The organism is Deltaproteobacteria bacterium (assembly GCA_016219225.1).
Lineage (GTDB): Bacteria > Desulfobacterota > RBG-13-43-22 > RBG-13-43-22 > RBG-13-43-22 > RBG-13-43-22.
This window is the reverse complement of the sequence record JACRBX010000041.1, coordinates 1-25,234: the sequence shown is the minus strand read 5'-3', so window position 1 is coordinate 25,234 and position 25,234 is coordinate 1. Positions and strand designations below refer to the sequence as shown.

26 protein-coding genes, 1 tRNA gene and 1 pseudogene are annotated in these 25,234 nt (G+C 50.2%); 18 read left to right on the top strand and 10 right to left on the bottom strand.

Annotated features, from left to right (window positions below; translation table 11 throughout):
• Positions 1-224: 224 nt before the first annotated feature.
• The 3 genes from HY879_03215 to HY879_03205 all read right to left on the bottom strand — a co-directional run bounded on the left by HY879_03215 (position 225) and on the right by HY879_03205 (position 2,094).
• Complete coding sequence (locus HY879_03215; GenBank protein ID MBI5602339.1) at positions 225-1,112, bottom strand: peptidylprolyl isomerase; 888 nt, start codon at positions 1,110-1,112, stop codon at positions 225-227.
• A gap of 36 nt (positions 1,113-1,148) precedes the next feature.
• Positions 1,149-1,224 (bottom strand) — tRNA-Arg (locus HY879_03210).
• Positions 1,225-1,482: 258 nt separating this feature from the next.
• A complete protein-coding gene (locus tag HY879_03205; GenBank protein MBI5602338.1) occupies positions 1,483-2,094 on the bottom strand; it encodes a DUF4143 domain-containing protein in 612 nt (203 codons plus the stop codon).
• Between the two features lie 431 nt (positions 2,095-2,525).
• Here HY879_03205 and HY879_03200 point away from each other — a divergent pair.
• From HY879_03200 to HY879_03115, 18 genes and pseudogenes are all read left to right on the top strand, one after another.
• Positions 2,526-2,715 (top strand): annotated as a pseudogene (locus HY879_03200) (type II toxin-antitoxin system HicA family toxin).
• Positions 2,716-2,949: 234 nt separating this feature from the next.
• Complete coding sequence (locus tag HY879_03195; GenBank protein ID MBI5602337.1) at positions 2,950-5,094, top strand: patatin-like phospholipase family protein; 2,145 nt, start codon at positions 2,950-2,952, stop codon at positions 5,092-5,094.
• A 114-nt stretch (positions 5,095-5,208) separates the two neighbouring features.
• Positions 5,209-5,472 carry a hypothetical protein gene (locus HY879_03190; protein ID MBI5602336.1) on the top strand — a complete coding sequence of 88 codons (264 nt, stop codon included), beginning with the start codon at positions 5,209-5,211 and terminating at the stop codon, positions 5,470-5,472.
• A gap of 40 nt (positions 5,473-5,512) precedes the next feature.
• Positions 5,513-5,665, top strand: a complete 153-nt coding sequence (locus tag HY879_03185) for a hypothetical protein (GenBank protein ID MBI5602335.1) — start codon at positions 5,513-5,515, stop codon at positions 5,663-5,665.
• Positions 5,666-5,760: 95 nt separating this feature from the next.
• The gene (locus HY879_03180) at positions 5,761-5,985 is read left to right on the top strand and encodes a DUF433 domain-containing protein (GenBank protein MBI5602334.1); all 225 of its coding nucleotides are present in this window, start codon (positions 5,761-5,763) and stop codon (positions 5,983-5,985) included.
• A 1-nt stretch (position 5,986) separates the two neighbouring features.
• Positions 5,987-6,358, top strand: a complete 372-nt coding sequence (locus HY879_03175; GenBank protein ID MBI5602333.1) for a DUF5615 family PIN-like protein — start codon at positions 5,987-5,989, stop codon at positions 6,356-6,358.
• A gap of 221 nt (positions 6,359-6,579) precedes the next feature.
• Complete coding sequence (locus HY879_03170) at positions 6,580-7,677, top strand: FRG domain-containing protein (protein ID MBI5602332.1); 1,098 nt, start codon at positions 6,580-6,582, stop codon at positions 7,675-7,677.
• Positions 7,678-7,759: 82 nt separating this feature from the next.
• Positions 7,760-8,572 (top strand): GIY-YIG nuclease family protein, encoded by an 813-nt coding sequence (locus HY879_03165; protein MBI5602331.1) that lies wholly within the window; start codon positions 7,760-7,762, stop codon positions 8,570-8,572.
• Positions 8,573-8,658: 86 nt separating this feature from the next.
• Positions 8,659-9,573 carry a hypothetical protein gene (locus tag HY879_03160; protein ID MBI5602330.1) on the top strand — a complete coding sequence of 305 codons (915 nt, stop codon included), beginning with the start codon at positions 8,659-8,661 and terminating at the stop codon, positions 9,571-9,573.
• Positions 9,551-10,456 (top strand): hypothetical protein, encoded by a 906-nt coding sequence (locus tag HY879_03155; GenBank protein ID MBI5602329.1) that lies wholly within the window; start codon positions 9,551-9,553, stop codon positions 10,454-10,456. Before HY879_03160 ends, HY879_03155 begins: the two co-directional genes overlap by 23 nt.
• 47 nt (positions 10,457-10,503) lie before the next feature.
• The gene (locus HY879_03150; protein ID MBI5602328.1) at positions 10,504-11,328 is read left to right on the top strand and encodes a hypothetical protein; all 825 of its coding nucleotides are present in this window, start codon (positions 10,504-10,506) and stop codon (positions 11,326-11,328) included.
• A 334-nt stretch (positions 11,329-11,662) separates the two neighbouring features.
• Positions 11,663-11,992, top strand: a complete 330-nt coding sequence (locus HY879_03145) for a calcium-binding protein (GenBank protein MBI5602327.1) — start codon at positions 11,663-11,665, stop codon at positions 11,990-11,992.
• Between the two features lie 289 nt (positions 11,993-12,281).
• A complete protein-coding gene (locus HY879_03140) occupies positions 12,282-12,545 on the top strand; it encodes a type II toxin-antitoxin system prevent-host-death family antitoxin (GenBank protein ID MBI5602326.1) in 264 nt (87 codons plus the stop codon).
• The gene (locus tag HY879_03135) at positions 12,524-12,997 is read left to right on the top strand and encodes a PIN domain-containing protein (protein MBI5602325.1); all 474 of its coding nucleotides are present in this window, start codon (positions 12,524-12,526) and stop codon (positions 12,995-12,997) included. The genes HY879_03140 and HY879_03135 overlap by 22 nt, the downstream gene beginning before the upstream one ends.
• Before the next feature lie 368 nt (positions 12,998-13,365).
• Positions 13,366-13,698 (top strand): DUF433 domain-containing protein, encoded by a 333-nt coding sequence (locus HY879_03130; protein MBI5602324.1) that lies wholly within the window; start codon positions 13,366-13,368, stop codon positions 13,696-13,698.
• A gap of 1 nt (position 13,699) precedes the next feature.
• Complete coding sequence (locus tag HY879_03125; protein ID MBI5602323.1) at positions 13,700-13,915, top strand: hypothetical protein; 216 nt, start codon at positions 13,700-13,702, stop codon at positions 13,913-13,915.
• Between the two features lie 62 nt (positions 13,916-13,977).
• Complete coding sequence (locus HY879_03120; protein ID MBI5602322.1) at positions 13,978-14,313, top strand: hypothetical protein; 336 nt, start codon at positions 13,978-13,980, stop codon at positions 14,311-14,313.
• A gap of 148 nt (positions 14,314-14,461) precedes the next feature.
• Positions 14,462-15,580, top strand: coding sequence for a hypothetical protein (locus HY879_03115; protein ID MBI5602321.1), 1,119 nt, complete (start codon positions 14,462-14,464; stop codon positions 15,578-15,580).
• Positions 15,581-15,610: 30 nt separating this feature from the next.
• Here HY879_03115 and nuoH read toward each other — a convergent pair whose 3' ends face one another.
• The 7 genes from nuoH to HY879_03080 form a co-directional block, all read right to left on the bottom strand.
• On the bottom strand, positions 15,611-16,612 hold the full coding sequence (gene nuoH, locus HY879_03110) for an NADH-quinone oxidoreductase subunit NuoH (protein ID MBI5602320.1): 1,002 nt from the start codon (positions 16,610-16,612) through the stop codon (positions 15,611-15,613).
• A gap of 131 nt (positions 16,613-16,743) precedes the next feature.
• Complete coding sequence (gene nuoG, locus HY879_03105) at positions 16,744-19,266, bottom strand: NADH-quinone oxidoreductase subunit NuoG (protein ID MBI5602319.1); 2,523 nt, start codon at positions 19,264-19,266, stop codon at positions 16,744-16,746.
• Positions 19,267-19,513: 247 nt separating this feature from the next.
• Positions 19,514-20,818: an SLBB domain-containing protein gene (locus HY879_03100; protein MBI5602318.1), complete on the bottom strand. Its 1,305-nt coding sequence runs from the start codon at positions 20,816-20,818 to the stop codon at positions 19,514-19,516.
• Positions 20,818-21,312, bottom strand: a complete 495-nt coding sequence (gene nuoE, locus HY879_03095) for an NADH-quinone oxidoreductase subunit NuoE (protein MBI5602317.1) — start codon at positions 21,310-21,312, stop codon at positions 20,818-20,820. The genes HY879_03100 and nuoE overlap by 1 nt, the downstream gene beginning before the upstream one ends.
• Positions 21,313-21,432: 120 nt before the next feature.
• A complete protein-coding gene (nuoD, locus tag HY879_03090) occupies positions 21,433-23,889 on the bottom strand; it encodes an NADH dehydrogenase (quinone) subunit D (GenBank protein ID MBI5602316.1) in 2,457 nt (818 codons plus the stop codon).
• Positions 23,876-24,286: an NADH-quinone oxidoreductase subunit A gene (locus HY879_03085; protein ID MBI5602315.1), complete on the bottom strand. Its 411-nt coding sequence runs from the start codon at positions 24,284-24,286 to the stop codon at positions 23,876-23,878. Before HY879_03085 ends, nuoD begins: the two co-directional genes overlap by 14 nt.
• 275 nt (positions 24,287-24,561) lie before the next feature.
• Positions 24,562-25,234: transaldolase (locus tag HY879_03080; GenBank protein ID MBI5602314.1), on the bottom strand; the 673-nt coding region annotated here is incomplete at its 5' end.

The following is a 25,234-nucleotide window of genomic DNA, read 5'->3' as shown; positions in this document are numbered from 1 at the left end:
TTGGGCGGACATGAGGATTTAATTCAAAAATACGAATATTGATGCGTTCGTAAAAAGTCCAAAAGCGCCGATTTACGTCATTCCCGTGAAAACGGGAATCCAGTGTTTTTAATTAGTTACATATAGCCTGGATTCCCGCCTTCGCGGGAATGACGAGTTTTTACGAGACCATCAATATTTTCATCCACAAAATCATATTACCTATTGCCCCTCGCCCATAGCCTCTATTTCTTGGGTTTTGCGGCCGGGGCGGGGTGAATTTCCACTCGGGCGTTTTTCAAAGCCTTTTCCACAAATTCCGTGGCGGCGGTCTTCCGCATTTCCTGAAGGGCCTGATCTTTCACCTTTTCTTTTATTTTTTCATAGGGCTCCAGTACGGCTTCTTTTTTTTCTTCCAGTTTAATGATATGATAGCCATATTCGGTTTGCACCAGGGCGCTGATTTCGCCGGGTTTCAAAGCAAAGGCCGCTTCTTCAAAGGCCGGGATCATAGTTCCCTTAGGGAAAAAATCCAGATCGCCACCTTTGGTCTTGGTACCCGGATCATCGGAAACCTCAGCGGCCAATTTGGCAAAATCCTCACCTTTTTTGAGTTTTTGCAGTACTTCTTCGGCCTTGACCTTTATCTTCTTCTTATCCTCTTCGGAGGCCGATGGGTCCGTCTTAATAAGAATATGCCGGGCTCTAATGGATTCCGGGGTTTTAAAAGCATCGGAATGATCCTTATAATAGGCCCGGGTCTTGGCTTCGTTAATGGTTACCTTATCGATTATTTCTTTTTGCATATATTGGGTGGCTAAAAAATTATTCAGCAGCAGTTCCTGTTGCCCTTTGATGTCGGCCTTTTTATCAAAGCCTTTCTCTTTGGCGATCCTGGCGATGACGGTGCTTTGAATAATCTGCCATAGGATGGTTTCCTTAAGTTGAGGATTTTTTTCAACAACTTTTCGCTGTTCCTGATCATAGTAACCGATAACTCTGTTTAAATCAGCCACGGTAATCTTTTGGTTCCCAATTTTGGCTAATATTTCCGGGCCCTGAGCTTGAAGGACGGAGGCCGTTAATAGGGTTGCCAGGGCAATAAACGTTACGGTTTTACAAAATTTCAACATGATCCTTTTCTTCCTTTCTGCGGGTGGATAAAAAATTGGCGCGCCTGGCAGGATTCGAACCTGCGACCTACGGATTAGAAGTCCGTTGCTCTATCCTCTGAGCTACAGGCGCTTACTAATAATATTAAAGAGTTGTCTAATATTGATCGGTTCCGTTCTATATAATTTCTACCCCATTCAGACCCTCCTGATATTTTTTCATCTTTTTTGATGGCCCGAATATTACCATAATTGGTTTTAAATAAAAAGACCTTTCCGACTATTTGTAACGGCCTCTCCAACGTTCTTGAAACCGAGAACATTCCAGCTCTTCCCGTTCAGAAGATCACGGTAATAAGGGCTGAGCCCTTAGGATTCGCTCCCGACAACCTCAAACAAAGGCCATGAGGAACCGTGACGCAGGAATGACCCGAATCCCCGTGCGCCGATCTTCATAATCTTCTCCCTCCTTGAGGGTTACCAGGAAACAATCCTTCACGTTCAATTTCTGTTTATAATAATTCAGAGAAGTAAAATCCCTGTCGTTTTTGACTTTGCATTCCACCAATAGCCAGGGCCGTCCCTCCCAGAGAATCAGAAAGTCCACTTCCCGCTTTTCGAGATCCCGCAAATAATATAGCTCCACCCGAAAACCCTGGATATCTTCGGCACAGTGACACCATTTCAAAATATGGGAAGCCATCAAATTTTCAAACCGTGGTCCTTCCCCTTCCACCTCCGACCAATCCCAAAGATAAAATTTAGACTCTTTTTTTAAGGCCCTTTCAAGACGCCGATGGAAAGGCGGGACCTTGAAAAGGTAGTAGTTGCGGACCAACAGATCCAGCCAGGCCTGTATGGTCTTGGGGCTGGCTTCGACATCGTCAACCAACGATCTAATCGACAGGGGAGATCCGACCCGGTGAGGAAAAAGACCGGCCAGAAGTTCTACCTGGGATAAAGATCGAACCGTCTCGTTTTCCCGGATATCCTCACGAAATATGAATTATATTAATGAATTTAATGGGGTTTATGGTATAATTGGGGTCCCGGGACAAAATAGGCATGATAAGTTGTTAGCACCTCTCTAATATTGAAGAACTTCTTTGATTAGGGAAATATAAAGAAATCTTTAGAATAACTTGTTACGGCTAAAGTACAGAATATATACCAACAGGCCTTGTTTTCCGTTATAATCAGAGCGCAGGAGGAAGATCTCATGGACCCAGAATACAACGCAATAGTAAAACAGCAAGGCGATTGGTGGATCGGATGGGTAGAGGAGGTTCCGGGCGTGAACTGCCAGGAGCGGACTCGCGAAGAGCTTTTGTAAACCCTTCGAATCACCCTTCAGGAGGCCATTGAATTCAACCGCCAAGATGCCATAGCTTCCGCGGGCACTGAATACGAAGAAGAGAAGATAGCCGTCGGTGCATGAAAAGGACCGAACTTCTCAAGTATCTTCGAATCGAAAGGCTGCGAGTTCATCAGAGAGGGTGGCCGGCACTCTTGGTGGGGCAACCCCAGTCTCAACAAAAGGTCGTCGGTACCAAGGCACAGTGAAGTCGACGACGACTTGGCCAAGAAAATATGCAAAGACCTTGGAATAGAACCAAAGAGATAGGCCATAACCACTAAGGATTGAGACGATCCAGAAAGGTCGTTTTCCCGCCCAGGAGGTATTTAAGAAGCCCGGCGATATTTTTATGGATTTATATTTATGAGGATATTAAGCGGCGTCATGCTCTGTCGAGTAAAAAAACGGTGTCCTTTCCCGCTCGCAAACCATCTAAGACACTCAGTGCTGCCTAAATAATTAGGATTAAGAGTTTTGGGACACCAAGACGATGGAATGGCTATGAAACTTCAAATTACCCTGCGCGCTTTCGGCCACGGTATCGTCGCCTTTTTCGAAGCCCTGCTCAAATGCGGATTGATCTTCGTTATCCAACTCCTGGCCGTCTATCCCCTGGTGGCCGTTGGGCAGGGCCGGGAAGCGATGCAGGCCCTTTTCGATTTTTCACCATTCAATAGCTCCTGGTTAATTTTTTCTCTTTCCCATTTTTATTCCAGTATATTGAATGCGTTCTTTCTTTTTTTTCTGCTCAACCGGTGGAATTATCCGGCCGATGACGGGATCAGGGCCTTCTTCCGCATCTGGATACCTTCTGCCTTTATTATGATCGTAACCCTGTTGTGGCCGATTGCCGCTGAACTGGATTCTAAAACTCCGAATCTGTTGATTGACGCTACAGGACTCATCAACGGAAGCGCTGTTTTTATTTGGCTGGGGTATATTTGGTGGCAAACCAAGCCGACACTTAAAAAAAGGGTAATCCTTTTAATCGCCACGGCCGGCCTGGTCCAATTGGTCGCCTTCATCTTTGCTCCTCCGATCGTATTTTACAGTCTTTACTTTATCAACCTGGCTGTTTTATGCGTCCTCATTCGTGAAGACTTTAAAGACAACAACCCCAACTTCCGACCTTGGGAAAAGATCCATGGTGTCGGGCTTGCCTTTGCAGTCATTTATGGCGGCGGCATCGCCCTGCTCTCGACAGTCTCTGTCCCCCTGTGGATGCTGTTCGGGACACCGGGCATCGTCCTATGCGGCTTCATGTTCGGGGTCTCCCTGGCCTTTCTTTTAACAATCCTTTTAAGCCTCGTTTCACGCATAATCGTCCGCTTGGGCTGGATAACCTTGGCGTTTGTTCTCTTGTTTGCCCCGATCAACCATGAACCGCTGCGTTTGCTGCCGGCAGGGCCGGGTCTGCCGGAGCGGCTGCCGCCTTCCCGACATTTCATCGAGTGGCTGCGTGCCCGGCCCGAGGTACTAAAAGGCACCGAATCCTATCCGGTGTTTTTCATTGCCGCTCAGGGAGGCGGCATCCGGGCCGCCTATTGGACGGCTACGCTGCTCGCTGGTCTGGAGGAACGGTATCCGGGTTTCACCGGCCACGTCTATGTCATCAGCGGGGTTTCCGGCGGCAGTGTCGGCGCGGCCGTCTTTACCTCTATGTTCGCCGACCTGCCGGTCCGGGGGGATAAACGGTGCGGCCCTTTGGTTCCTGATGGCCTATATGGCTTCCGGGCCTGTTCCGCCCATGTGTTGCAATGGGACCTGCTTGGTCCACCCCTTTCCGGTTTTCTTTTGAATGACCTCCCATTCGGCTGGTTCCGGGTGCGCCGGGCTAATGATCTTGAACAGGGTCTGGAATACGCCTGGTTTATCGGAATGGAGAACAGGCGATTTGAAAAACCGTTCCAGGACCTGTGGCGCGATCGTCCTTACCATGTCCCTTCCCTCGTCCTCAATACCACTTCGGCCGACACTGGCCGACGAATGGTCGTTTCCAACCTGCCGGCCAAGGGTCAGATCACCGACGAGCCCGATGTCGAAACGCTTGTGGGGCGGCCTGTCCGGCTCAGCACCGCTGCCTTCCTCAGCGCCCGTTTCCCGGTAATCAGCCCGGCGGCGACCATTGATTCACCGGATCAAGGCACTTTCCGTCTGGTGGATGGGGGCTATTTCAACAACTCCGGCATGGCTTCGGTCGTCCAACTGTTGCGTTCGATCCTGCCGGTTGTTGCGAGTAGTGAGTTCGCCGGCAAAATCCGGCCGATTGTACTAACCCTTTCCAGCAGTCCCGATTTACAGGATGTAGGACCGGATAAGTTCAGTGGATCGCTGGCCGGTGCCCTTCTCAGCCCGGTGTCCATATTGGGAAAAACCGGCGGGGCGCATGAGGCCACTTACCTTAAAGAAGCCCGGGACCTGGTTGGGGATAAGGGGGTGGTGGGGGACTTAAAACCGCCCAAGGGTTCGCCGGACGTGGCTTTGGGCTGGATGCTCTCGGCTGAAACCCGCTGTCAAATGGACCGGACCATCAACATCGTCCTGAATAAATCCGATGGATCGGCATCCATCGGGGGTTTCTTGAAAATGGGCACAACTCAACCGGCAACATGGACTTCATGTCCGCCGCCTGCAAACCCTAAATAATTTTTTAGGCAGGCGCAGGGCAGGTGGGTTTCAGGAGGATCTTTATGGCCACCGGATCGGCGAAATAGGTCGTTTCGCCTCCCGGTAAACTTCATGTTTGGAAAGGAGATCAGTATGAATGAAATCGATAGGCCGATTGAATGGCTGGATGGGAACGGCGAGACCGTCGAGATCGGCTACTTCAATCCACATGGCCAGCAGTGCTGCGGTCATTGCGGAGTGCCGGGGACCGATCATGGACAGTATGCATACAAAACCGAATGTACTATCTGTGGCTATGTGTATGGAACAAACGGGTCTGATATGTTCGAGAGGCGGTGTCCCGAGTGTCAGAGAGGGGCGCCGGGGATCAGGTACTGGAAGATAACCACGAGCTGAAATCATTCGAAATCGGCCTAACCAGCGTGGGAGGAAGACTGTGAGGTCTACTCGCTACGGGATCGGGCTGCGGGAACTATTTGATCAGGAAGAGGGTACCATCAATCCCGTCCTCTTAATGGGTTCCTTTCCCCATGATCCCATATTGGTAACCAAGGTTAAACCATCCCAGGATATTGCTGGCAACCATTAGAAAATTAGTGGAGCTTTTCGAATTCCAATGGTAAACTGATAATTACTGGATTTGGGAGAGGATAATTATTAAAGGCGCAGAAGGACACAAGGAAAATGGAGATTGCTAAAAGAATAACTGTTGATGAAAAAATCAGATTTGGAAAACCGGTGATAAAAGGAACACGGGTCCCGGTGGATTTGGTTATAGGTAAATTAGCCGGTGGATTGGCTTATGAAGAGGTCATGTCGGAGTATGAAATAACCAGAGAAGATATCCTGGCAGCATTGGATTATGCTGCCAAACATCTCGCAGATGAAGAAGTCAGGGCCGTCGCTTAAGATGCCTAAATTTGTAATTGATGAGGACATGCCCCGGTCAACGGCAAAACTCCTAAAGTTTAGTGGCTTCGAGGCATTTGATGTTCGGGATTATGGGTTAAGAGGGAAAGATGATGGAGAAATATATAAATTTTCTCAGACCAATAGGGCCGTCTTGTTGACAGGAGATTTGGGGTTTGGGAACCTGCTTCATTTCCCGCTCGGTACGCATTCTGGAATTTTTATCGCCCATTTCCCTAATGAAATATCAACTGCTGAATTGAATAACCAGATAATCAAAGCCATTTTAAGTCTGAAAGAAGATGAGTTTAACGGAAATCTAATTATTCTTGAGCCCGGCAAATTAAGGATCAGAAGGAATCCAACCCAATAATCGGCACGTAGAATTCGTTTCTAAACAAAATCATCGAAAAGATCTATTAAAAATTTTGAATTGTCTTAATGAATTAGGTGAGTTATGGTATAGTCGAGGTCCCAGGGCAAGATGGGTAGGATAAATTGATAATATCTCTTTAATGCTGAAGATTTTTTTGGATGGGGAGATATGCAGAAAACTTCAGACTAACTGGTTATGTCTGATTCAAGGAGGACGTATTGAAGGGGCAGTGGATAGGAAGATTTGAAGGCGATGTTGAAGGGCAAATTATCGCAAATATCGACGACCTCGGGAAGACTTACGGAGGTGCGGTCTTTTTTCTCCCCGAGAAACAGGGGTTGCCAGCTTCGGCTGCATACTTCGAGACCACAGACAAGAAAGCCAAGAGCGCTTGCAAAGCTCTAACCGTGCCCATTGATCCTATAACTAGCCAACCAACCGCTTGGGAGAACATCCAGAAATTATTCCCTGGAGTCGCTCATTCCAAGGAAGCTGTTGTGGAGATACAATTCGAGAAGAACAGGCTCCACTTGAAAGCCAAAACCGATTTAGGGACAAAAGTCGAAAGCAGTATAGCGAGAAATCCGCCCACGGATACGTCGGACATCAAGGGTGCCGTTAAGACTTGGGAAGAGTACAAAGCCTTTGTTTCCAAACTGGCAGGGCAGAAGAACATATTCCGGGGACAGCGAACACCCTGGAAACTCAGAACGGCCTTTCACAGAAGAGGTAGATACAATCTCACTCGTTTCCTAAACGTGGACATTCCTCTTCTGTATCGGCATCTGAGCGCGAGAACATCGCACGTATTCAACATGGAAATACCAAATGAAAATGGAGCCTTTCTGAACCTCGTTCAACATCACGGTTACCCAACACCCCTACTGGATTGGACTTACTCTCCCTATGTCGCCGCATTTTTTGCGTTCAGAGGAATGGCCAAAACGAATAAGAATGAAGTCGTGAGGGTGTACATCTTCGACCAAGAAAGGTGGAGACGTGATTGGAGCCAGGTGATCGTGCTAAATGTTCCGTTTCTGCATATGTCTATCATTGAATTCCTTGCAATCGAGAATGAACGACTTATTCCTCAACAATCAGCCACTACCGTCACAAATATCGACGACATAGAGTCGTACGTCAGAGACAAGGAGGTTCTGCAAAAGTGCACGTACCTCACCGCGATTGACATGCCGGGTGCCGAGAGAAACGAAGTAATGCAGGAACTTTCCTTTATGGGCATCACCGCCGGTTCCATGTTCCCTGGCTTGGACGGGGCGTGCGAGGAACTCAGGGAAAGAATGTTCAATCAATAGACATAACGAGTAGGTGCACTGGACGTGGCAGAACAGCGCGTCACGCCGGAGACCATCGTGTCATCCATCCAAGGAACAAACGATGATAAGACTCAAAGATATCATAAGAGTTGAGGATCCTACCCAGTATAAATTGCACTTGGCGTGCCGGAATGAAGATTGGGTTAGCCCGCTTGACGAATTTGTGGCCGATTACAAAAACTGGCTTGGCTGGAATGAATGGAGAGGCAATAAAAATGACTGGACAAGAGATTTTGTTTTTTCGCTAATGGAATTTTATCCTCGATCTGACTCTTGGCTATTTGGTGGCATATTCAGAGTTCTTCAGCGCCAAGATGACCATTACGTCATAGAAGAAGTAGAGGATTACAAAAAGTTCATAGGGAGGGTCATTCTGTCATTTCATAGATACCAAGGGATGAGGGGAAGGGCTTACTACCTTGAAAGATATTATGATGAATTTGACGTCCTTGAAGTTCTTCCCACGCCCTTTAGCGGGGAGAGCTTTCCTGGATATGAAAACATCTGCCACGATTTCCATGTGTTAGAATCAATTTTCAAGTCTGAACGGTCCGATTGGAAAGCGGCACTATCCAGCGTAAAAGGTGTCTACCTGATATCTGATAAAAACAATGGAAAGGAATACATTGGCTCCGCTTATGGAGGTGCTGGTATTTGGTCAAGATGGGCCTGCTACATAGGAACAGGACATGGATGGAATGACGAGCTCACAAAGCTTATTGATGAAAAGCAAATCAAGTACGCCCGTAAGAATTTTCGCCTTTCTATACTCGAAATAATGTCCATGTCTACCCCTGATGATGCAGTTATTTCAAGAGAGTCGCACTGGAAGAATGCTTTGTTGTCACGAGAGCATGGCTACAATAAAAACTGAGGCTAACAACCGCATCAACTCGGACTGGCAATTCCGCTGCGCTCCATTGCCAGCCGGTTATGCGGAGCGTTGGACGACAAACAACAATGACAACACAAATTGAGAACAAGCAATGGATGATCCACTGGGGGCTATTGTCTCCGCTTCAACTATTTCCCTTTTCAATTCGCGATCGATCGGGGATGTCGTTTACCGCAAGTCTTCCTGGAAAGTTCACGACAGGAGCAAATCAAGAAGGCGTAACACTAATTCTAACCACCACTTTGAACAGCTCGTCGGCTCAAGTTGCCCTTGAAGCAATCAATCCCATACTCGAACGTGTCCTTAACACGATTTCCTTCCGGCTCCTTTCTGTCATCGTTTCTCGAACACTAGAAATCGTTGAAGATCGTCCGATAACGGATAGAAGGGAAATGATGGTTTTCCCGAACTATTCTCCTCTTGGCGAAGGCAGATTCCAATGGCTCGGCTTTTCCTCCCAAGGTGGAATAGAGGTGTCCGTCGATCAGAATCATACTGACAGGACGGATGCCGCAATGCGGTGGTTCCTCCAGGGGCTTCGTGGTCATACTCCTATAGATTGCTTCGCCGGTTACTGGCTATCGATTGAGAATCTTGTCAAGGAAACAGATGCCTCGCCTATGCAAATGAGATGTTGCGACGCGATTGTTGAGTCTTGCCCAGCCTGCGGTGCAAGCACCATCGGACCAACTGGACAGAAGAGAAGGATTCGGGACCTATTTCTCAAGGTAGGGATGGATCATGCCTATTTCAAGAGAATCTGGGAGCTCCGCAATTTGGTGTTCCATGGTAGCAGTCAGGTCTTCCCCAGAATGATGGACATTGCCAGAGAATCTTTCCAGTTGAGGAAGATTGCCATCGACTTGATTAAGGAAGAGATAAATATTGGGCCTGCTCAACCGCCATTGCAGCAGGTTAATGGGAGCATCATTGGAAGCATGGGACTCGTAGGAAGTTATGACCCTCAGACCCTCGAATAACAACGGATCGTCCAACAAATTGGTGCACCTGCCGTGGCAGAACAGCGCCGCCACGCCGGTGACCATGGCGTTAGGGCCTCACAAAGAAGGTGCGTTAATGATTAGCCAGAACTCCATTCTTCGTCGGCTTCCACCCATGTGCAATCGGAAGCAAGCGCTATTTTTTGACGGGATAAGACATGCGGTCGAAATCATCGACCTTGCCTATTTTCGCTTGCAAGCAACACTAACCGATATCGCATTAAGCAACCCGTCAGAAGCAACGCAAACGAACCTATTTACCGCGGCATTCTTAGACGCTTGGGCTCTGGTGGATTCAATTGACCGGTTTCGTGCCCTTTGGGACCTAATGCCCAATGTCAAGAAGAGCGCCAATGCCCCTGACACAAAGTCGTTCAAGGGATTGTCTCAATCCGTGCGAAATTTACGTAATGTCGCAGACCATTTGGCTAAAAGAGCTGATTACATAGTCGCACATAAAGGTACAGCGCTTGGCGAACTGAGTTGGTACAAAGCCTTGAATCCGCAAGGCACCGAGGGGCTAAGCTGTATTATTGTTCCTGGAACCATAGGGCCGGGACAAAAACATCTTGTCAATCCAGCGGGCAAAGCGTCAACTTATCCCACAGGCATGATCCACCTTACGGCTGGAGCGCATCGAGCGTGTCTATCCGACTTGTTGCCAGAAATCGAAAAGCGAGTGCGGTTTCTTGAAGGTTCTATTGAAAGGTCACTTGCCGAACAAGGCGTAGATGGGAATCAGGCCGGTGCGGATGTTCTTATTGCGTTACATATGACTGCGAACCCAGATAGCTCATTTCAGTCGGTTGAGACTGTGCCAAAGTGGGGTCCAACCATCATTCCACCGTACGCTGCGCGATAAAGTCGCGTAGCGCCGCGATTCTCGGAGTTTAGTGTAGGGGATTAACAATGGACGGCATACGAATTGTGGACTATCTTTCTGAAATACTGAGGCTTATCACGTTAATTCAAGCGTATGATTTAAACTCGAAATACTCTGAAAAGGATGTAAGAAGGACTTTCTTTGCGAAGATGGCAAACGCCCTCCGTGTCTACTATCTCGGTCATGACTTTGAATTTATAGCTTCTAAGCTGCATTCTCAGAGAAATTATCCTGCCGAAGAGGTGCCACATATTGAGAATCTCGGGTGGATTCTACCCGTGGAATCAAACGCAAGATTCTTGGATACTTACCATTCGATCTTAAAACTACATCTCCTTAATGGCTCGTGGGTATGCTTTGAAAGCAGTTTGGATGAAATTTTCAAGTCGTTAACATCTCTTGATAATTATGAGAAAATCCAGTTGAGAAAATACCACGATATTATCAAACTTCTCGGTAAATCCGAGATAGATGACAAACTTGATGAACGACTAAGAAAGCTACTATTCGACAAATACATCCCAGCCCACAATAAGTGGAATGCTATCTTTAGACTGAATTATCCCACAGATAGAGACCTTAAACAGGACCGAATTTTCCTGGAATTTTTTGCTTCGTGTAGAAACTGTATGCACAACAATTCCATATCTTTCAAGACCGCACATTTTGAAACGAGATTCGGAGCATTTGGTTTCACCGAGGGCATAGCTATAAGTTTTATAAATGGCAATCTCAGCATCAAGATGGTTGGCGAATTAGTTGAAATCTATCGGGCTATGTGTAGCGCAATTGATTTCCGAGAAGAGATTGTCGATCCGTATTCGGAACAGGTGGAGGGGAGAGTATGCTAAAGTCAATCGATGAATCCAGACTAAATCGAACGAACCGATAACAATGCCAAGCCCCCGATCATGGCAAAAGGTTGCTACTCCCGGTGATGGCTACGTTGTTAATAGGTGGCATCGGTGGCGGTGGGGTCGGACCAGGCGAATGGATTGGAATTTCAAAGAAACATATCAGACGGGGATGCAAAAAGGGGCTTAAAGTAACTTTTTTGCCCTTAAAATAGAGCCTTTAAGCGGGGCACCGATGCCGCGGCACGGGGTTAGGCCAATCTTTGAAAAAGGAAAATTTATGGCTAAAGGAAAAATAAAGCAGGACAAGGACCGGGAAGAACGCATAACGATGGAAATTATTGTCGATGCCTATGGCCCTGAAGAACAAGCGATGGGATGGTATTATTACCTGGAGGAAAAGCTCCAGTTTCCGTTCGCCGCCTTCTGCAGCCAGAAACGAGCCATCTCACCACTGCATGTTAAGGATGAGGTTGATGTAATTGGGATGGCCCCTGAAGAGGAATGCGAGAAGGAGATGTTCGTTCTTATCCAGTGGGAGAAGGATGGTTTGGCTGTTCCATTGTCCCAACTCACGGTCATTAAGTCTACAAACAAACAAATCAAGCAAGCGGTTGAGGATTGGCACTATTGGGTGCAGATGGGCTATTCGTTCGGATAATATCCGGCCCAGTCTTTGAGTGAACCGGGAGAGTCCGTGTACTATAAGGTTCTTTTCGGGATCGAAAACGACGATAGTGGTCTTGAAAATACGCACTCCTGGGACATTAAACCTGAATAATAGATGACTTATCGTGGTCCAGCCCCCGATTTAACAGGTTTACGTACCCACATCCGGCGACTGCCCTCCGATTCTAAGTTTAATGTATTCTAAACAGCAATAAAAGTCCTTGACTTCCTGGGCGAAGTAATTACTATGAAACTAAAGTGATTACTTGGAGGATCACGGTATGGGTACAGTAACGGCAAAGCAATTAAAACAGAACACAGGAGAAATAATCAAAAGGGTCAGATCGGGAGAGCACCTGACTTTGACTTATCGGGGAAAGCCCATCGGGGTTATTGCCCCGCCGAAAGCTGAAAAGACAACCACAATGGAAGAAATCAGGCCCTTTGATGATGCCTGGGAGGATATTGAAAAGACCCTTGGAAAAACAAAGCCGCCATTTAAGGGATGGAAGGAGGCCGTTGATTGGGTTCGAAATCGGACTTAGTTTTGATCGATACGAATATTTTTGTGATTGACCTGAGGTATAAAAGAGATGTCAAATTCAATAGCAATCGGGTCTTTCTCGATTACATAGCCAAAAAGAGAAACGGCTTTACGACCGTAGTCAATTTATTGGAACTCTGCGGCATTCTCTCCTTTAATCTCAACGAAAAACAGTTGACCGAATTATGGTCCTATTTCCAACAAAAATACCAAGTGGCTGTGCTTCCTTTTCCCAGCCTGGATGTGAAATTTCCCGAGGTTGAAATTAGAGAGATATTTGATATGCTCAAAACCCGGACATCGCTTGGCGATGCCTTGATGATTTCAGTTGCCAAGAAACACACGCCTTTTTGCCGGACAATGATTTCCTGGGACAATTTGCATTTTGAAACTATTTTTCAAGGACCGGTTTTAACTCCCGAGGAATTTATACGATCTTCCGCTGAGAAATAAGACGAATTCCCCCTTGGGTGCCTATTGAAAATATTCGGCAGAAATTCGGGTCTAATAATGCCCAAAATAAATTCTGAGGAACTTCAAAAACAACTTGATCAAGCGTTAAGCGAATGCGCTCGATTGAGGGATGAGAATAGCCGCTTAAAAAAACTTCTTGGCCTGCCATTAGAGGAAACCCCATCTCCCCTCAGGATTTTTTTGCTTCTGAGATCTCGTCCCAAGCCACAGTGGGTTCGGCTCACCAACCAACCCATTTTTCTCCTTGACCATCAATCCCTTATTATTTTAAAATTTTTAATTGATTTCAGGATTTAATGGAGTGAACAATCGTTTTACTTGCTTAAAACCTCTTAGGGAGAAAAATAATCATGAGTTCTCTTGAAAAGGTTGAAGAAATTTTGTCAGGGCTAACCAGAGCAGAAAAAGCTCAAATTCTCCAGTGGGTAGTTCGGGACATGGGGGATGCCTTTCCCGGGATAGACATCATCTCTGAGGTCTGTGGGGGGGAACCGTGCATCGTCCGGACCCGTATCCCGGTCTGGCTGCTTGTCCAGGCCAGGCGCCTGGGAACAAGTGAGGCCGATCTGCTCCGGTGCTATCCAGCATTACGGGCAGAAGATCTAAGCAATGCTTGGGCTTATTATCGTTCCCATCGTGAGGAAATAGACAAACAGATAGCAGAAAACGAGTCAGCCTGATATGGGAAGATTGTATGCCAATGAAAATTTTCCCTATCCGGTGGTTGAAGAATTAAGACGTCTGGGTCAGGATGTTCTCACTATCAAGGAAACTGGGGATGTGGACCTTTCCGAGTTAGTTGGCAAAGGCGTTTTTTCTTTATGGCACGACCGGGAATTTTTTCAACAAATCACGGCAATAAGGGCTGCGCAATGGCAACGGGAAAAGGCTTCATAACCGGATGCAGCGCGACTCGCTACGCCGCGGCTGATCCGGGGCGTTCGGTCCAAGGATAAAACATGGCAGAATACGGTGAATGGAATCTCAAAGGAGCAACTCTAAGCGATGTGACGGCGAAGAAGGAATATGGAGTCGACCGAGACTTCATTGTGAGGGGCATACGGGCCGCCAAACTTGAATATCGAGACGGAGCAATGTGGGGAAACCCTTACCTCAGAGTCTTGAGGAACCAACTCGAAAAGTATATATCCGAGGAGCTTGGAAAGGACTACCTGGTGAGAGTCAAGGCTGAGACCGAGTTACGAAAGATCAAAAAAGAGATATCCGATCACAAGAAAGAACTGAAGGAGCTTGAGAACAGAAGGACCGCTCTTGAGCATTCATTAAGGAAATGATAGGGCAAGTTACATTGGTCCAAAACGTAAACCGATTTTGGGCGATGAATTGTAAATATAGGTCAAAGGACCGATAGTGCGGGTGAGAACAGGATAACCACTAAGGATTGAACATGAGAAATCTTGGCGACACCGGTGCGGTTTCGGTATGGTAAGAAACCGGAGGGCGGAAACAGTCTACTCGCTGATTGGACGTTTGGTTGGTGTTTTCCTTGTTTTCACCATCCTGATCTGCCAGGTCGAAGCCTCGAACGCCAGGGAAACAGCAGCCCAGCCCCTGTTTAATGTCGGCTATCAGGCCATTGATTTCAAGTATCGAAAGGACGGGCAGGAGCAAAGGCTCACCGTGGCTGTCTGGTATCCGACCGCGGCGCAGCCGAAACCCCACACCTACGGGGGACCGACCAGCGGCAATGTCGCGGTCGATGCAGCACCCCGTGCCGAAGGCTGCCTATATCCTTTATTGGTCTTTTCCCACGGATACGGGGGCGGTGGACTCGGCTCGGTATTCTTCACCGAAGCCCTCGCCGCTCGGGGCTGGATCGTGGCCTGTCCGGACCACCACGACAAGCACTCGGCCGTCCGCATACGGACCGGTCAAGAGAAGCACTTCGACCGTCGCGGCTTACTGCAACAGGCCAGGGAGATAGCCGCTTCCGGTCCAGACGACAGAGACCGGTACCTGTACCGGCTGAACGAGATGAGCCTCGTGCTGGACAACATGCTGGCTTCCGATCCCTTCGGGAAGCTCATCGACAAAGATCGCATCGCAGTCGGGGGGCACTCTTTGGGCGGATTCACGGCGCTGGGACTCTGCGGAACCATCAAGGATCGCCACGATCCCCGCATCAAGGCCCTATTGTTATTCTCGACGGGGGCCGGTGGGTATCTCTTCCGGGAAGACGAGCTTGCCGGGGTGCGGATTTCAACCATGCTGTTTATGGGAGAACGGGAAGAAAACCAACAGCGCGGCTCCCAAAAGATGTCGGACCTTTCGGCCAAGATTTACAGAAACGTATCGCCGCCCAAGTACTTCCTTGAGGTTAAAGGGGCCGGACATTTTTCGTTCAACAATCGTTTCTCGGACAATCCCTGGTCGAGACTGCTGAGCGGCACGGAGGAGCAGTTCGAGGTTATCCGACGCTACTCGATTGCTTTTCTGGAGAAGTACGTTTCCGGAAAAAAGGACGCCGGTCATGTGCTGGAGCGAAGCGATCCACTGCTTAGGTTCAGGAAAAACCCGGTAACAGCGAACAATAGAAATTGATTTTCGAAGAATGTTGAATATTGAACAAAATTACCTTTTGAGGCCTCCCATCAGGACCATAATCCCGCCGGTGATGATGATATTCAGTAGGGCTGCCGGGATGAGCACCTTCCAGCCCAGGTCCATGAGCTGATCATAGCGCAGGCGAGGCAGGGTGGTCCGCATCCAGATCATGAAAAACACCACAGCCAGGACCTTGATCAGAAACCAGATCAAAGGCGGCAATATGGGTCCGTGCCAGCCACTTAAAAAAAAGACGGCCACCAGTCCCCCCATGACGATCAGGTTGCAATATTCGCCCAAAAAATAAAGGCCGAACCGCATGCCGCTGTATTCCAGGTGATAACCGGCCACCAGCTCACTTTCGGCCTCCGGCAGATCAAAGGGAATCCGCTTGCTTTCCGCCACGGCACTGATAAAAAAGATAACCAGGGCCACCGGCTGCAACAGTATAAAAGGGATGCGGGCCTGGGCGGCTACGATTTCAACCAGACTGAAAGACCGGGCCAGCATGACCACCGGAACCAGGGAAAGCCCCAGGGCCAGTTCATAACTGATCATCTGGGCCGCGCCGCGGATACCGCCCAGGAGGCTGTATTTGGAATTCGAGGCCCAGCCGCCTAAGGCGATGCCATAGACCTGGACCGAGGACAGGGCCAACACAAACAGGAGGCCGATATTCAGATCGGAGATCACCAGGGGAACCGGACGGCCCCTGAAGGTCAGATCTCGTCCGAAGGGGATGACTGCAAAGAGGAGCAGGGCCGTAGAGGCGACGATGGCCGGGGCCAAAAGGAAAAGAAAACGGTCCGCCCCCTGAGGGATGGTGTCTTCCTTGGTCAGCATCTTGATGATATCGGCCAGGGGCTGAAGGAGACCGAACTTCCCGGCCCGGTTAGGACCATAACGTACTTGAAAGCGCCCCAATAATTTCCGTTCGGCCAGGCTCAGATAGGCGGCGATGAGCAGCAGGGCTATCAGCACCAGGCTTAATTTGATCAAAAGGAAGATGAAACCGATAAAAAGCGACATAAATTCTTTACCTAATCAGACAGGATTTACCGGATTACTATGATTTTTGGGCCTTTCCGGAAGAAAGGCCCAAACTAAATCATCCTGCGGACAGAAAACATGTAAATCCTGTCAAAAAATTTTTTAAAGACCTAAATTGTTTCGATATCCAAGTCTTTCTTTTTTTTAATGCCCTCGAAAGAAATCCATTGCGGATGGACGCCCATCTTTTGCCAGTCCAGATCTATATGTCTCGGCAAAACGATGATCCCGGCAGCCATAGGATCCTTTAATTCAACTTCAATTTCCAGCGGACCGCCATCCAGAGACAGGGTCACCCGGTCCCTGTTCTGGATGCCCAACCGCTTCCCCATTTCAGACTGCATCATTAAGCAGGGCTTTTTCATGGTCTCCCGGATGGGATCGGAATAACTGGAAAGTTCTTCCGTTGCCAGGGTCCATTCCACCGGCAGCAGTTCCACATCTCCGTGGGCGCACTCTGTTTTCATCCTGTTCCCGGGACCGGTTATTAAGAAGCTTTCCTCCTCAACCTGTTCGGGGATAATTCGAATTTCATCCCCAGGGCCTTTCAGTTCCTCAAGACGGGAGAAAACCGGGTTTCCCCGGGCCAGCTCCGTCCAGAGGGTTTTGATGGAAAGGTCTTGTTCCGGCGACAAAAGATGGGCCAGTTCCATCAACAATTGCCAGGCCGGTCTGGGCTCTCCTCCGGGGATATCTTCTCTGAACAGGTGAGGGGGATGGTTTCCATTATTGATCTGTTCAATGGGGAGTCCGCCCCTATAGACCGGAGAGGCCCATTGGGCCCGACCTTCCTGATTGACATAAATCCCGCCGGCTTCAAATACGGTTTGGGTGGGAAGAAAGATATCGGCCGGCCGACCGATTGGGGAAGGCAGATAGTCCATAACCAGTAAAAAATCGAGGCTATTCAAGGCCTGTTCCAATCGGGATCGGTCCGGGAAGAGTTTGAATGGATTGCTTTCAACCATCACCAGGCCGGCCAGTGAGCCAATTTCAATAGCCTCCAGAATCTTCAAAAAGGAACTCTCGGGGGAAGAGAGTAAGACGGCACCGAAAGCATTGGCATCAGGGAGTAAATAAAAAAGGCCTGCCTTCCGACCCATGGCCTGAAGGGAAAGGACCAGATCGGCGGCCAGGGCAGGGGTGGTCTCCCGCACGCAATCAGTACCGCAGACGATGACCGGACGTGCACTTCTATCGAGTAATTCGGCTATTTTTATGAAACGGTCCTGAAAGGCGAAATCCTGGATAGCAGGTTCCTCCTGGGTCTCATGCAATTCACCTGCTTCATCCAATGTCTTTTCACCATTCTGTCGGGCAATGGTCCTTTTTAACAAGAAACCAAGCCAAAAATCCAGATCACCGGGGGGGGCCGGGAGATGCTCAAAGTCCAGCGGCAGGAAGACCGGACGGGGATCGATAACATAAATGACGGCCCCTTTTCGAAAGGCCTGTCTCAAGGCCAGGGTCAACATGGGGGCTTCATTCACCGGATCAGCCCCGACCAGCAGAACAAAATCAGATTGCTCGATCTCCCTCAGGGAAACCGCCAGCCGCCCATCGAGTCCGGCCACGGCCCTTTTCACCTTCCCCTCCCTGAAGGGATCCGCCAGGTAGTTGGGGGCCATCCATCTTTGTTGTTGACAAAGGCTTTTTATCAGGCCCTGGGTTTCCAGACTGCTTCGAGCCGATCCCAGACAGCCGACGGCTCCTTTACCGAACTGGTGGGTTATTTGGGAAATTCTTTCCGCCGCGGCCCGGAGGGCCTGATCCAGAGGGACTTCCTCCTGTCCGATCCTGGCCCGGCGAGGCCTCTCCTGGAGGTTGTTATAAGAAAAACCGTAGCGGCCCCGGTCGCAGATAAAGTAACCGTTGACGGCCCGGCTGAAACCGGCTTCCATCCGGATCACTTCCCGGTAACGGGCGCTGGCCACCAGCCGGCAGCCCAGGGAACAGTGGATGCAGAGGGCAGGGCTTCTTTCATAATCCCAGCGCCTGCCTTTATAACGGGAGGGTTTATCGGTCAGGACTCCGGTAGGGCAGAGGTCGATGATATTTCCGGAAAAGGGGTTCTCCAAAGGACCATCGCTCTGCCGGCCGAAAAACATACGGCTTCCGATTTGCAGGGCCCCGAAATCCAGGTAGCCGGCAAAATCCTGGTAAAATCGGCGGCAGCGGAAACAGTGGATGCAGCGGTTCATTTCATGCCGGATAAAAGCCCCCAGTTCCTGATCCAGATAGGTGCGCTTCTTTCCGGCAAAACGCCTGATCCCATGTCCCCCGGCAACGGTCAGGTCCTGGAGGAGACAATGCCCCCCTTCATCACAGACCGGGCAGTCATGGGGGTGGTTCATCATCAGCCATTCGATGACCTGACGGCGAAAATCCCTTACTTCTTCATCCATGGTGGAGACCACCATGCCATCCCGGACCTGCTCCATGCAGCTCATGGCGATCCCTTTGACCGGGCCTTCCAAAAACTTGACCGCGCACATCCGGCAGGCCCCGAGAGAGCCCAGGCTGGGATGGTAACAGAAGCGGGGGATAATAATCCCCAACCGGGCGGCGGCCTCGATGACCTTGGTCCCCTTGGGGACCTCTATTTTCAGGGTGTCGATGATTAGCTTAGGCATGGCTGGTTAGACTCCCGTGTCCCAGCAGGCACCGGCGAAGCATGAAAACACTCAATATCGAATATCGAATAACGAATAATGAATGTCGAAGGAAGGTAAAAATAAATCCATTTATGATTCGAAATTCGCATGCTTGTACTAAACCCCCATGGCCCGCTGGTCCGCCACGATGCATGAAAATCGATGAAAGGTCCAAGGTTTTTCACACTTGAAACTTGACTCTTGCATCTTGAAACTTCATTTTTTATTAATGAGAATTTTCCTGTCCATCCTGAAAATCCTGTCTAAACGGACACCCCTTCTGGGCAATGTGCTCCTGAATCTCTTCACGAAAATCTTCCACCAGGCTCAATACCGGTGCCGCCGCTCCCGGAGCAAAGGCGCAATAGGCATGAGACAGGTGGCCGGCCATGCTTTTCAGGGCGGGAAGGTCTTCATCCTTTCCATCGCCTTCTTCAATACGCCGGAGCAGGTCCCGGAGATAAGGCAGCCCTTCGCGGCAAGGGGTGCAAAAGCCGCAGGATTCCCGGGCAAAAAATTGGATTAAATTCAAAGCCGCTCCCACCAGGCAGGTTTTATGATCGAAGACGATGATGCTCCCGGTGCCGAAGCGATGACCATGGCCTAACCGGGCCAGGGAATCAAAATCCATTTCAATAGCGTAATGTTGTTTGGGCAGGAAGCGGGTGGAAGCTCCCCCGGGTAAACAGGTCTTATATTCATACCCCGGCTGCATCCCCCCGGCCTGGTCCTCGATGATTTCGCACAAAGGCGTACCAAAAGGGAGTTCAACACAACCGGGCCGGCGGACCCGGCCGCTGACGCTGTAGATCTTGTGCCCGGCGGCGGTATTGCTCCGGGCCAGGTTTTGAAACCACTCCGGGCCGTTATTCAGGATAGAAGGCACATAGCTCAGGGTCTCGGTATTATTAACGATGGTCGGCTGACCCCAGAGGCCTTCTCCGGCCAGATGCCCTTCGATATTGGGATGAGGCCTTTTCCCCTCCAGGGCATGGACCAGCCCTTTGGCCTCGCCGCAAATATAACGGCCGGCACTGCGGTGAAGGACCAGGTCAAGGCTATAGCTGCTCCCCAGGATATTTTTCCCCAGCAACCCGGCCTGTCTGGCCTCCTCCAGGGCCTTTTCCAGGATTCGGGCACCCTGTTCATAAGCCGGACGGATAAAGATGTATCCCTTTTCGGCCGAAGCCGCAAACCCTCCGATGATCAGCCCTTCAATCAGGGCCTGGGGATTGTGCTGGATCAAGAGACGGTCTTTATAGGTGCCCGGTTCCATTTCGTCGGTATTGGCGATGATATATCGCGGGAAAGGGGCCTCTTTTTTAATGAAGGACCATTTGCGACCGGTGGGAAAGCCGGCTCCGCCCAGACCACGAAGCCCTGAATCCATAACGGTCTGAACAACCTGTTGGGGTGTATACGCTTTAAGGACCTTGTTCAAAGCCTCATAACCTCCCAGCCGTCGGTATTCCTTCAGGGAGAGGGTCTGGTCCAATGGCTTTTGCAGGATCAATGGTTGTTGGGAAGCCATTATCGATCTTCTTTTTGAGGCGGTTGCTTATCCCTTAATTCCTTAAGGACGGCATCGATAGCTTCCGGAGTCAGGGGACCATAAAGATTTCCGTTGATCAGCATGGCCGGGGCCTGATCGCAATAGCCGATGCAGCCGACCGGAAGCAAGGTAAAACAGCCGTCTTCGGTTGTGCCTCCCAGGGGAATGTCTAATTTTTGGCTGATATAATCCAAAACCGACTGGTGATTGAACATCCAGCAAACGGTGCCGTCGCAAACATGGATGCAATATTTCCCTACCGGCCGGCGGTAGATGAAATCATAAAAGGTGGCCAGTTCCTCTATTTCCAGAGGGCTCAGGTTAAGGAGACCGGCCCCCTCCTGAACCGCTTCATCGTTCAGGTAACCATAATGTTTTTGAAGGGCGAACATCACCTCCACCGCCAGTTCACGGGGGTGATCGGTGATGGTTATTTTTTGACGAAGCACATCAAGAGTCTCTTCAGGCAACATAGGATAATCTCTTTTTCAGCTCAAAGCTCAAAGGAAAACACTTCATGCTTCCGGGCACCACGTACCATGAAAATGGGTTTTTGAATTCCGAAATCTGAAATCCGCATTCCAAAATCGGACCTACCGGTCAATATCCGGCAAAATATAATCGATGGAACCGATGACAGCCAGCAGATCGGCCAACAAGTGGCCCCGGGCCATTAAAGGCATGGCCTGCAGATTGGCAAAACCCGGGGTCCGGATGCGCATCCGGTAAGCTATATGCAGGCCGTCGCTGACCACATAATAACCCTGCTCTCCACGGGGGGCCTCAACCGCCGTGTAGGCTTCACCTTTGGGAATCTTCGGCCCCCGGGTGACGTTTATAAAATGGTGAATCAGCGTTTCGATGTCCTTCAGGGTGTCCCTTTTCTCAGGAACTGTATAACGATAATCCGCGCTGCAATAACGGCCGGCCGGCATCCTGGCGGCGGCCTGTTCGATGATCCGCAGGCTCTGACGCATTTCCTCGACCCGGACCAGGTAACGGGCGTAGCAGTCCCCTTCCTTTTCGTAGGGGATATCAAAGTCAAAGCGCTCATACGAAGAATAGGGAAACTGCTTGCGCAAATCCCAGTTGAGACCACTGGCCCGCAGATTAGGGCCGGTGACCCCCCATTCCATGGCCTCTTCCAGGGTGAGCCGGCCGATCCCCCTGGTCCGGGCCTCAAAAATAGGGTTTCGGGTGGCCAGGGCCTCATACTCCCTGAGCCGTTCCGGGAAGATCCGCACAAAGGTATCAATCGGTTCTTTCCAGCCCTCCGGGAGGTCGTCGGCCACTCCTCCCAGACGGAACCAGGAGGGATGGAGCCGGCCGCCGGTGATATGCTCGACAATATCCATAATTTTTTCACGTTCCCGAAAGGTATAAAAGACCGGTCCGATGGCGCCCACGTCCTGCAGGAATGTGCCGAACCAGACGAGGTGGTTGCTTAAACGGAAAAATTCCCCTAACAGAACCCGGATAAACTGGGCCCTTTCCGGGACCTCTATTCCAGCCAGGGTCTCCACCGAATTCAGATAAGCCAGATTATTATAGACACCGGAAAGATAGTCCACCCGGTCGGTATAAGGTATGAATTGATGCCAGGACTGGCGCTCACCGATCTTCTCCACCGACCGATGGTGATAGCCGATATCCATAGCCATGTCGGAGATCTTTTCCCCTTCCAGGTCCAGGACAAAACGCATCAGACCATGGGTGCCCACATGGTGGGGTCCCATATTCAGCAGAAGTCCCTGATCCTTTCCTTCCTTTTTTCGAAGAATCAGACCGGCATCGAGGGGCTGGTGGTTTTGGGCATCGGCCCGGGTATAGGGAGGCATCTCGGTGGCCCGGCCGGGATATTCTTTCCGGAGGGGGTGCCCCTCCCAGTCGTCCGGCAGAAGGATCCGGCGCAGGTCCGGGTGGCCCTGGAAACGGATTCCGAACAGATCATAGACTTCCCGCTCGTACCAGTCGGCCGACGGCCAGATATCGGTGATGCTTGGAGCGATCGGGTCCTTGCCGTGCAAGGCCACCTTCAGGCGCAGGCGGCCGGCCGGCGCAAAAGAAAGCAAATGGTAAACCAGGCTATAGTCCGGGTAGGGCGGTTGGTTTGGATAGGGGGGGTTATCCCGGTCGATCTCTTTGCCGACTGTACCGTTATAGATCCCATAATCTCCCCGGTCTCGACGGGCCGATTCATCGACTGCGGTCAGGTCATCCATCCGCAGGAATCTGGGGCTGGATTCGGTTTTCAAAAAACGCAGGACTTCTTTGATCCCTTCTTCGGCGACCTGGAAGGTCAACATATCCGAAGGGTACGGGATTGGCCGGAGGACCGGCCCGAATCGATCCTGGAGCACTGCGCCCAAGGATCGGTCCCGCTCTTTTACTTCGATCCGGCCGGCCGGCGGGGTCCACATCAGATCGGAGCGGCTATCCCAAAAGCGGGGCGGGGTGACGGAATCGCCCCGGATGGGGACCCCTTCAAACCCCGGGCCCCGGGGATCCCTGGACTTGGTCTGCCCGTCGATTAAGACCGGTTTTTGAGACCCCTGGGTTCCTCCGGCTAAATGGAGGATGGAACGACTGGGTTTTTCGGAATGGATCTTTTTCTGCAGCAGAATCAAACCTTCCAACACCGCTTCCGGACGGGGCGGGCAGCCGGGTATGTAGACGTCAACCGGCAGGATTTGATCAATGCCCTGGACCACGCTATAACAATCATACATGCCGCCGCAATTGCTGCAGGACCCCATGGAGATGACCCATTTGGGTTCAGGCATCTGTTCATAGAGCCGCAGGATGACGGGGGCCACTTTTTTAAAGATGGTTCCAGAAGTAATCAGGAGATCGGACTGGCGGGGGGAACCGCGCAGGACTTCGGCCCCGAAACGGGCCATATCATAACGGGGGGTCAAAGCGGCCGACTCCTCGATAAAACAGCAGGACAATCCGAAAAAGGAAGGCCAGAGGCTGAATTTCCGGGCCCAGTTGATCAGCAGATCCAACCGGTCCAGGCTTTTATTTTTGAGCTGATCAAATTTTTTCAAAATGCTCTACCCAGGAAAGCCCCTTTTTTTTCCAGATATAGATCAGACCGGCTAACAAAAGAATAATAAAAAAGACGATCTGCAACCAGCCGGGCCAGCCCAGATCAAAGGCCGCTATGGCCCAGGCAAAGATGAAAAGGGCTTCCACATCGAAAATCAGAAAGAATACAGCCACCAGATAAAAAGGGAGGGGAAAGGCCAACCGGACCGGGCCGCTTGGGATGATGCCGCATTCGTAGGCCCGTTTCTTTTCCGGGCTGATTTTTTTTTCACCGAGCCAGACAGCCAGGAACAGGAGGAGGGCGATTAAAACCAGTATCATCAGGCCGTACAGGAAAAGGGCCGTCAGGCCCGGTTCCCAGGGAGATAAGGTTTGGCTGGTAACTAATGGCTGCATAAAAAAAGTGTTCGGAGTTCGGAGTTCGGAGTTCGGAGTTTAGAAAAACCTGTTTGCATGTTTTTTTTGGTTCCCCGCAGGAGAATGTGTGTTAACACAAAAATGAGGTTATGGATTTGGTTTTCACTTCCTTCGATATTCATTATTCGATATTCGAAATTCGATATTCTCATGTTTTGTCGCTCCCTAAGGCTCAAGGCTCAAGGCTCAAGGCGCAGGGCTACTAAAAAAGATATTTGGTTTTTGTTTTAACCTTGTACCCTGCGCCTTGCACCTTATACCTTTATTAATCCGTTCCAGTCCGCTGAAAAACGCTCCATCCCCTTGTCCGTCAGGTCATGGGTCAGGTTATAAGCCGTCCAGTCTTTATTCAGATCGATCTCCTGGTAGGGGATCTCTTTCAAGCCCGGGGACGGGTAGCAATAGGTCTCATCCGGCAAAGGCAGCCCTTTTTCCGCCCACTGTTTCAGGATTTCAAAGGGTGCGGTGATGATATCCGAGCCTAATTTCAGGGCATAGAGCAGATGATCGAGATGCCTGACGCTGGCGGTCAGGACCTCCACATGGCCGTCTCCTTTCCAATACATGCGAAGAATATGGGCGATCAGGTCCAGACCGTTTTCGCCCCGGTCATCCAGACGCCCTACGAAAGGAGAAACAAAAACAGCCCCTTTTTTTGCTCCCCTGGTGGCGGCATAGACGGCCGCGGCCTGTTCCTGGGAAAAACAGAGGGTCAGGTTGACCCGGAGACCAAGACCAACCGCCTGTTCGGCGGCCTTCAAACCTTCGTGGGAAGTGGGAAATTTAATATGGGCGTTGGGAATCCAGGAAAACATCTCCAGACCCTGTTTAAGCATCTCCCCGGCCGTGGTCAAAGGATCGGCGTAGACTTCTACAGATACGGACCCTTGGGGGATCAGACCGGAAATTTCCCGGACCACCTTCCTG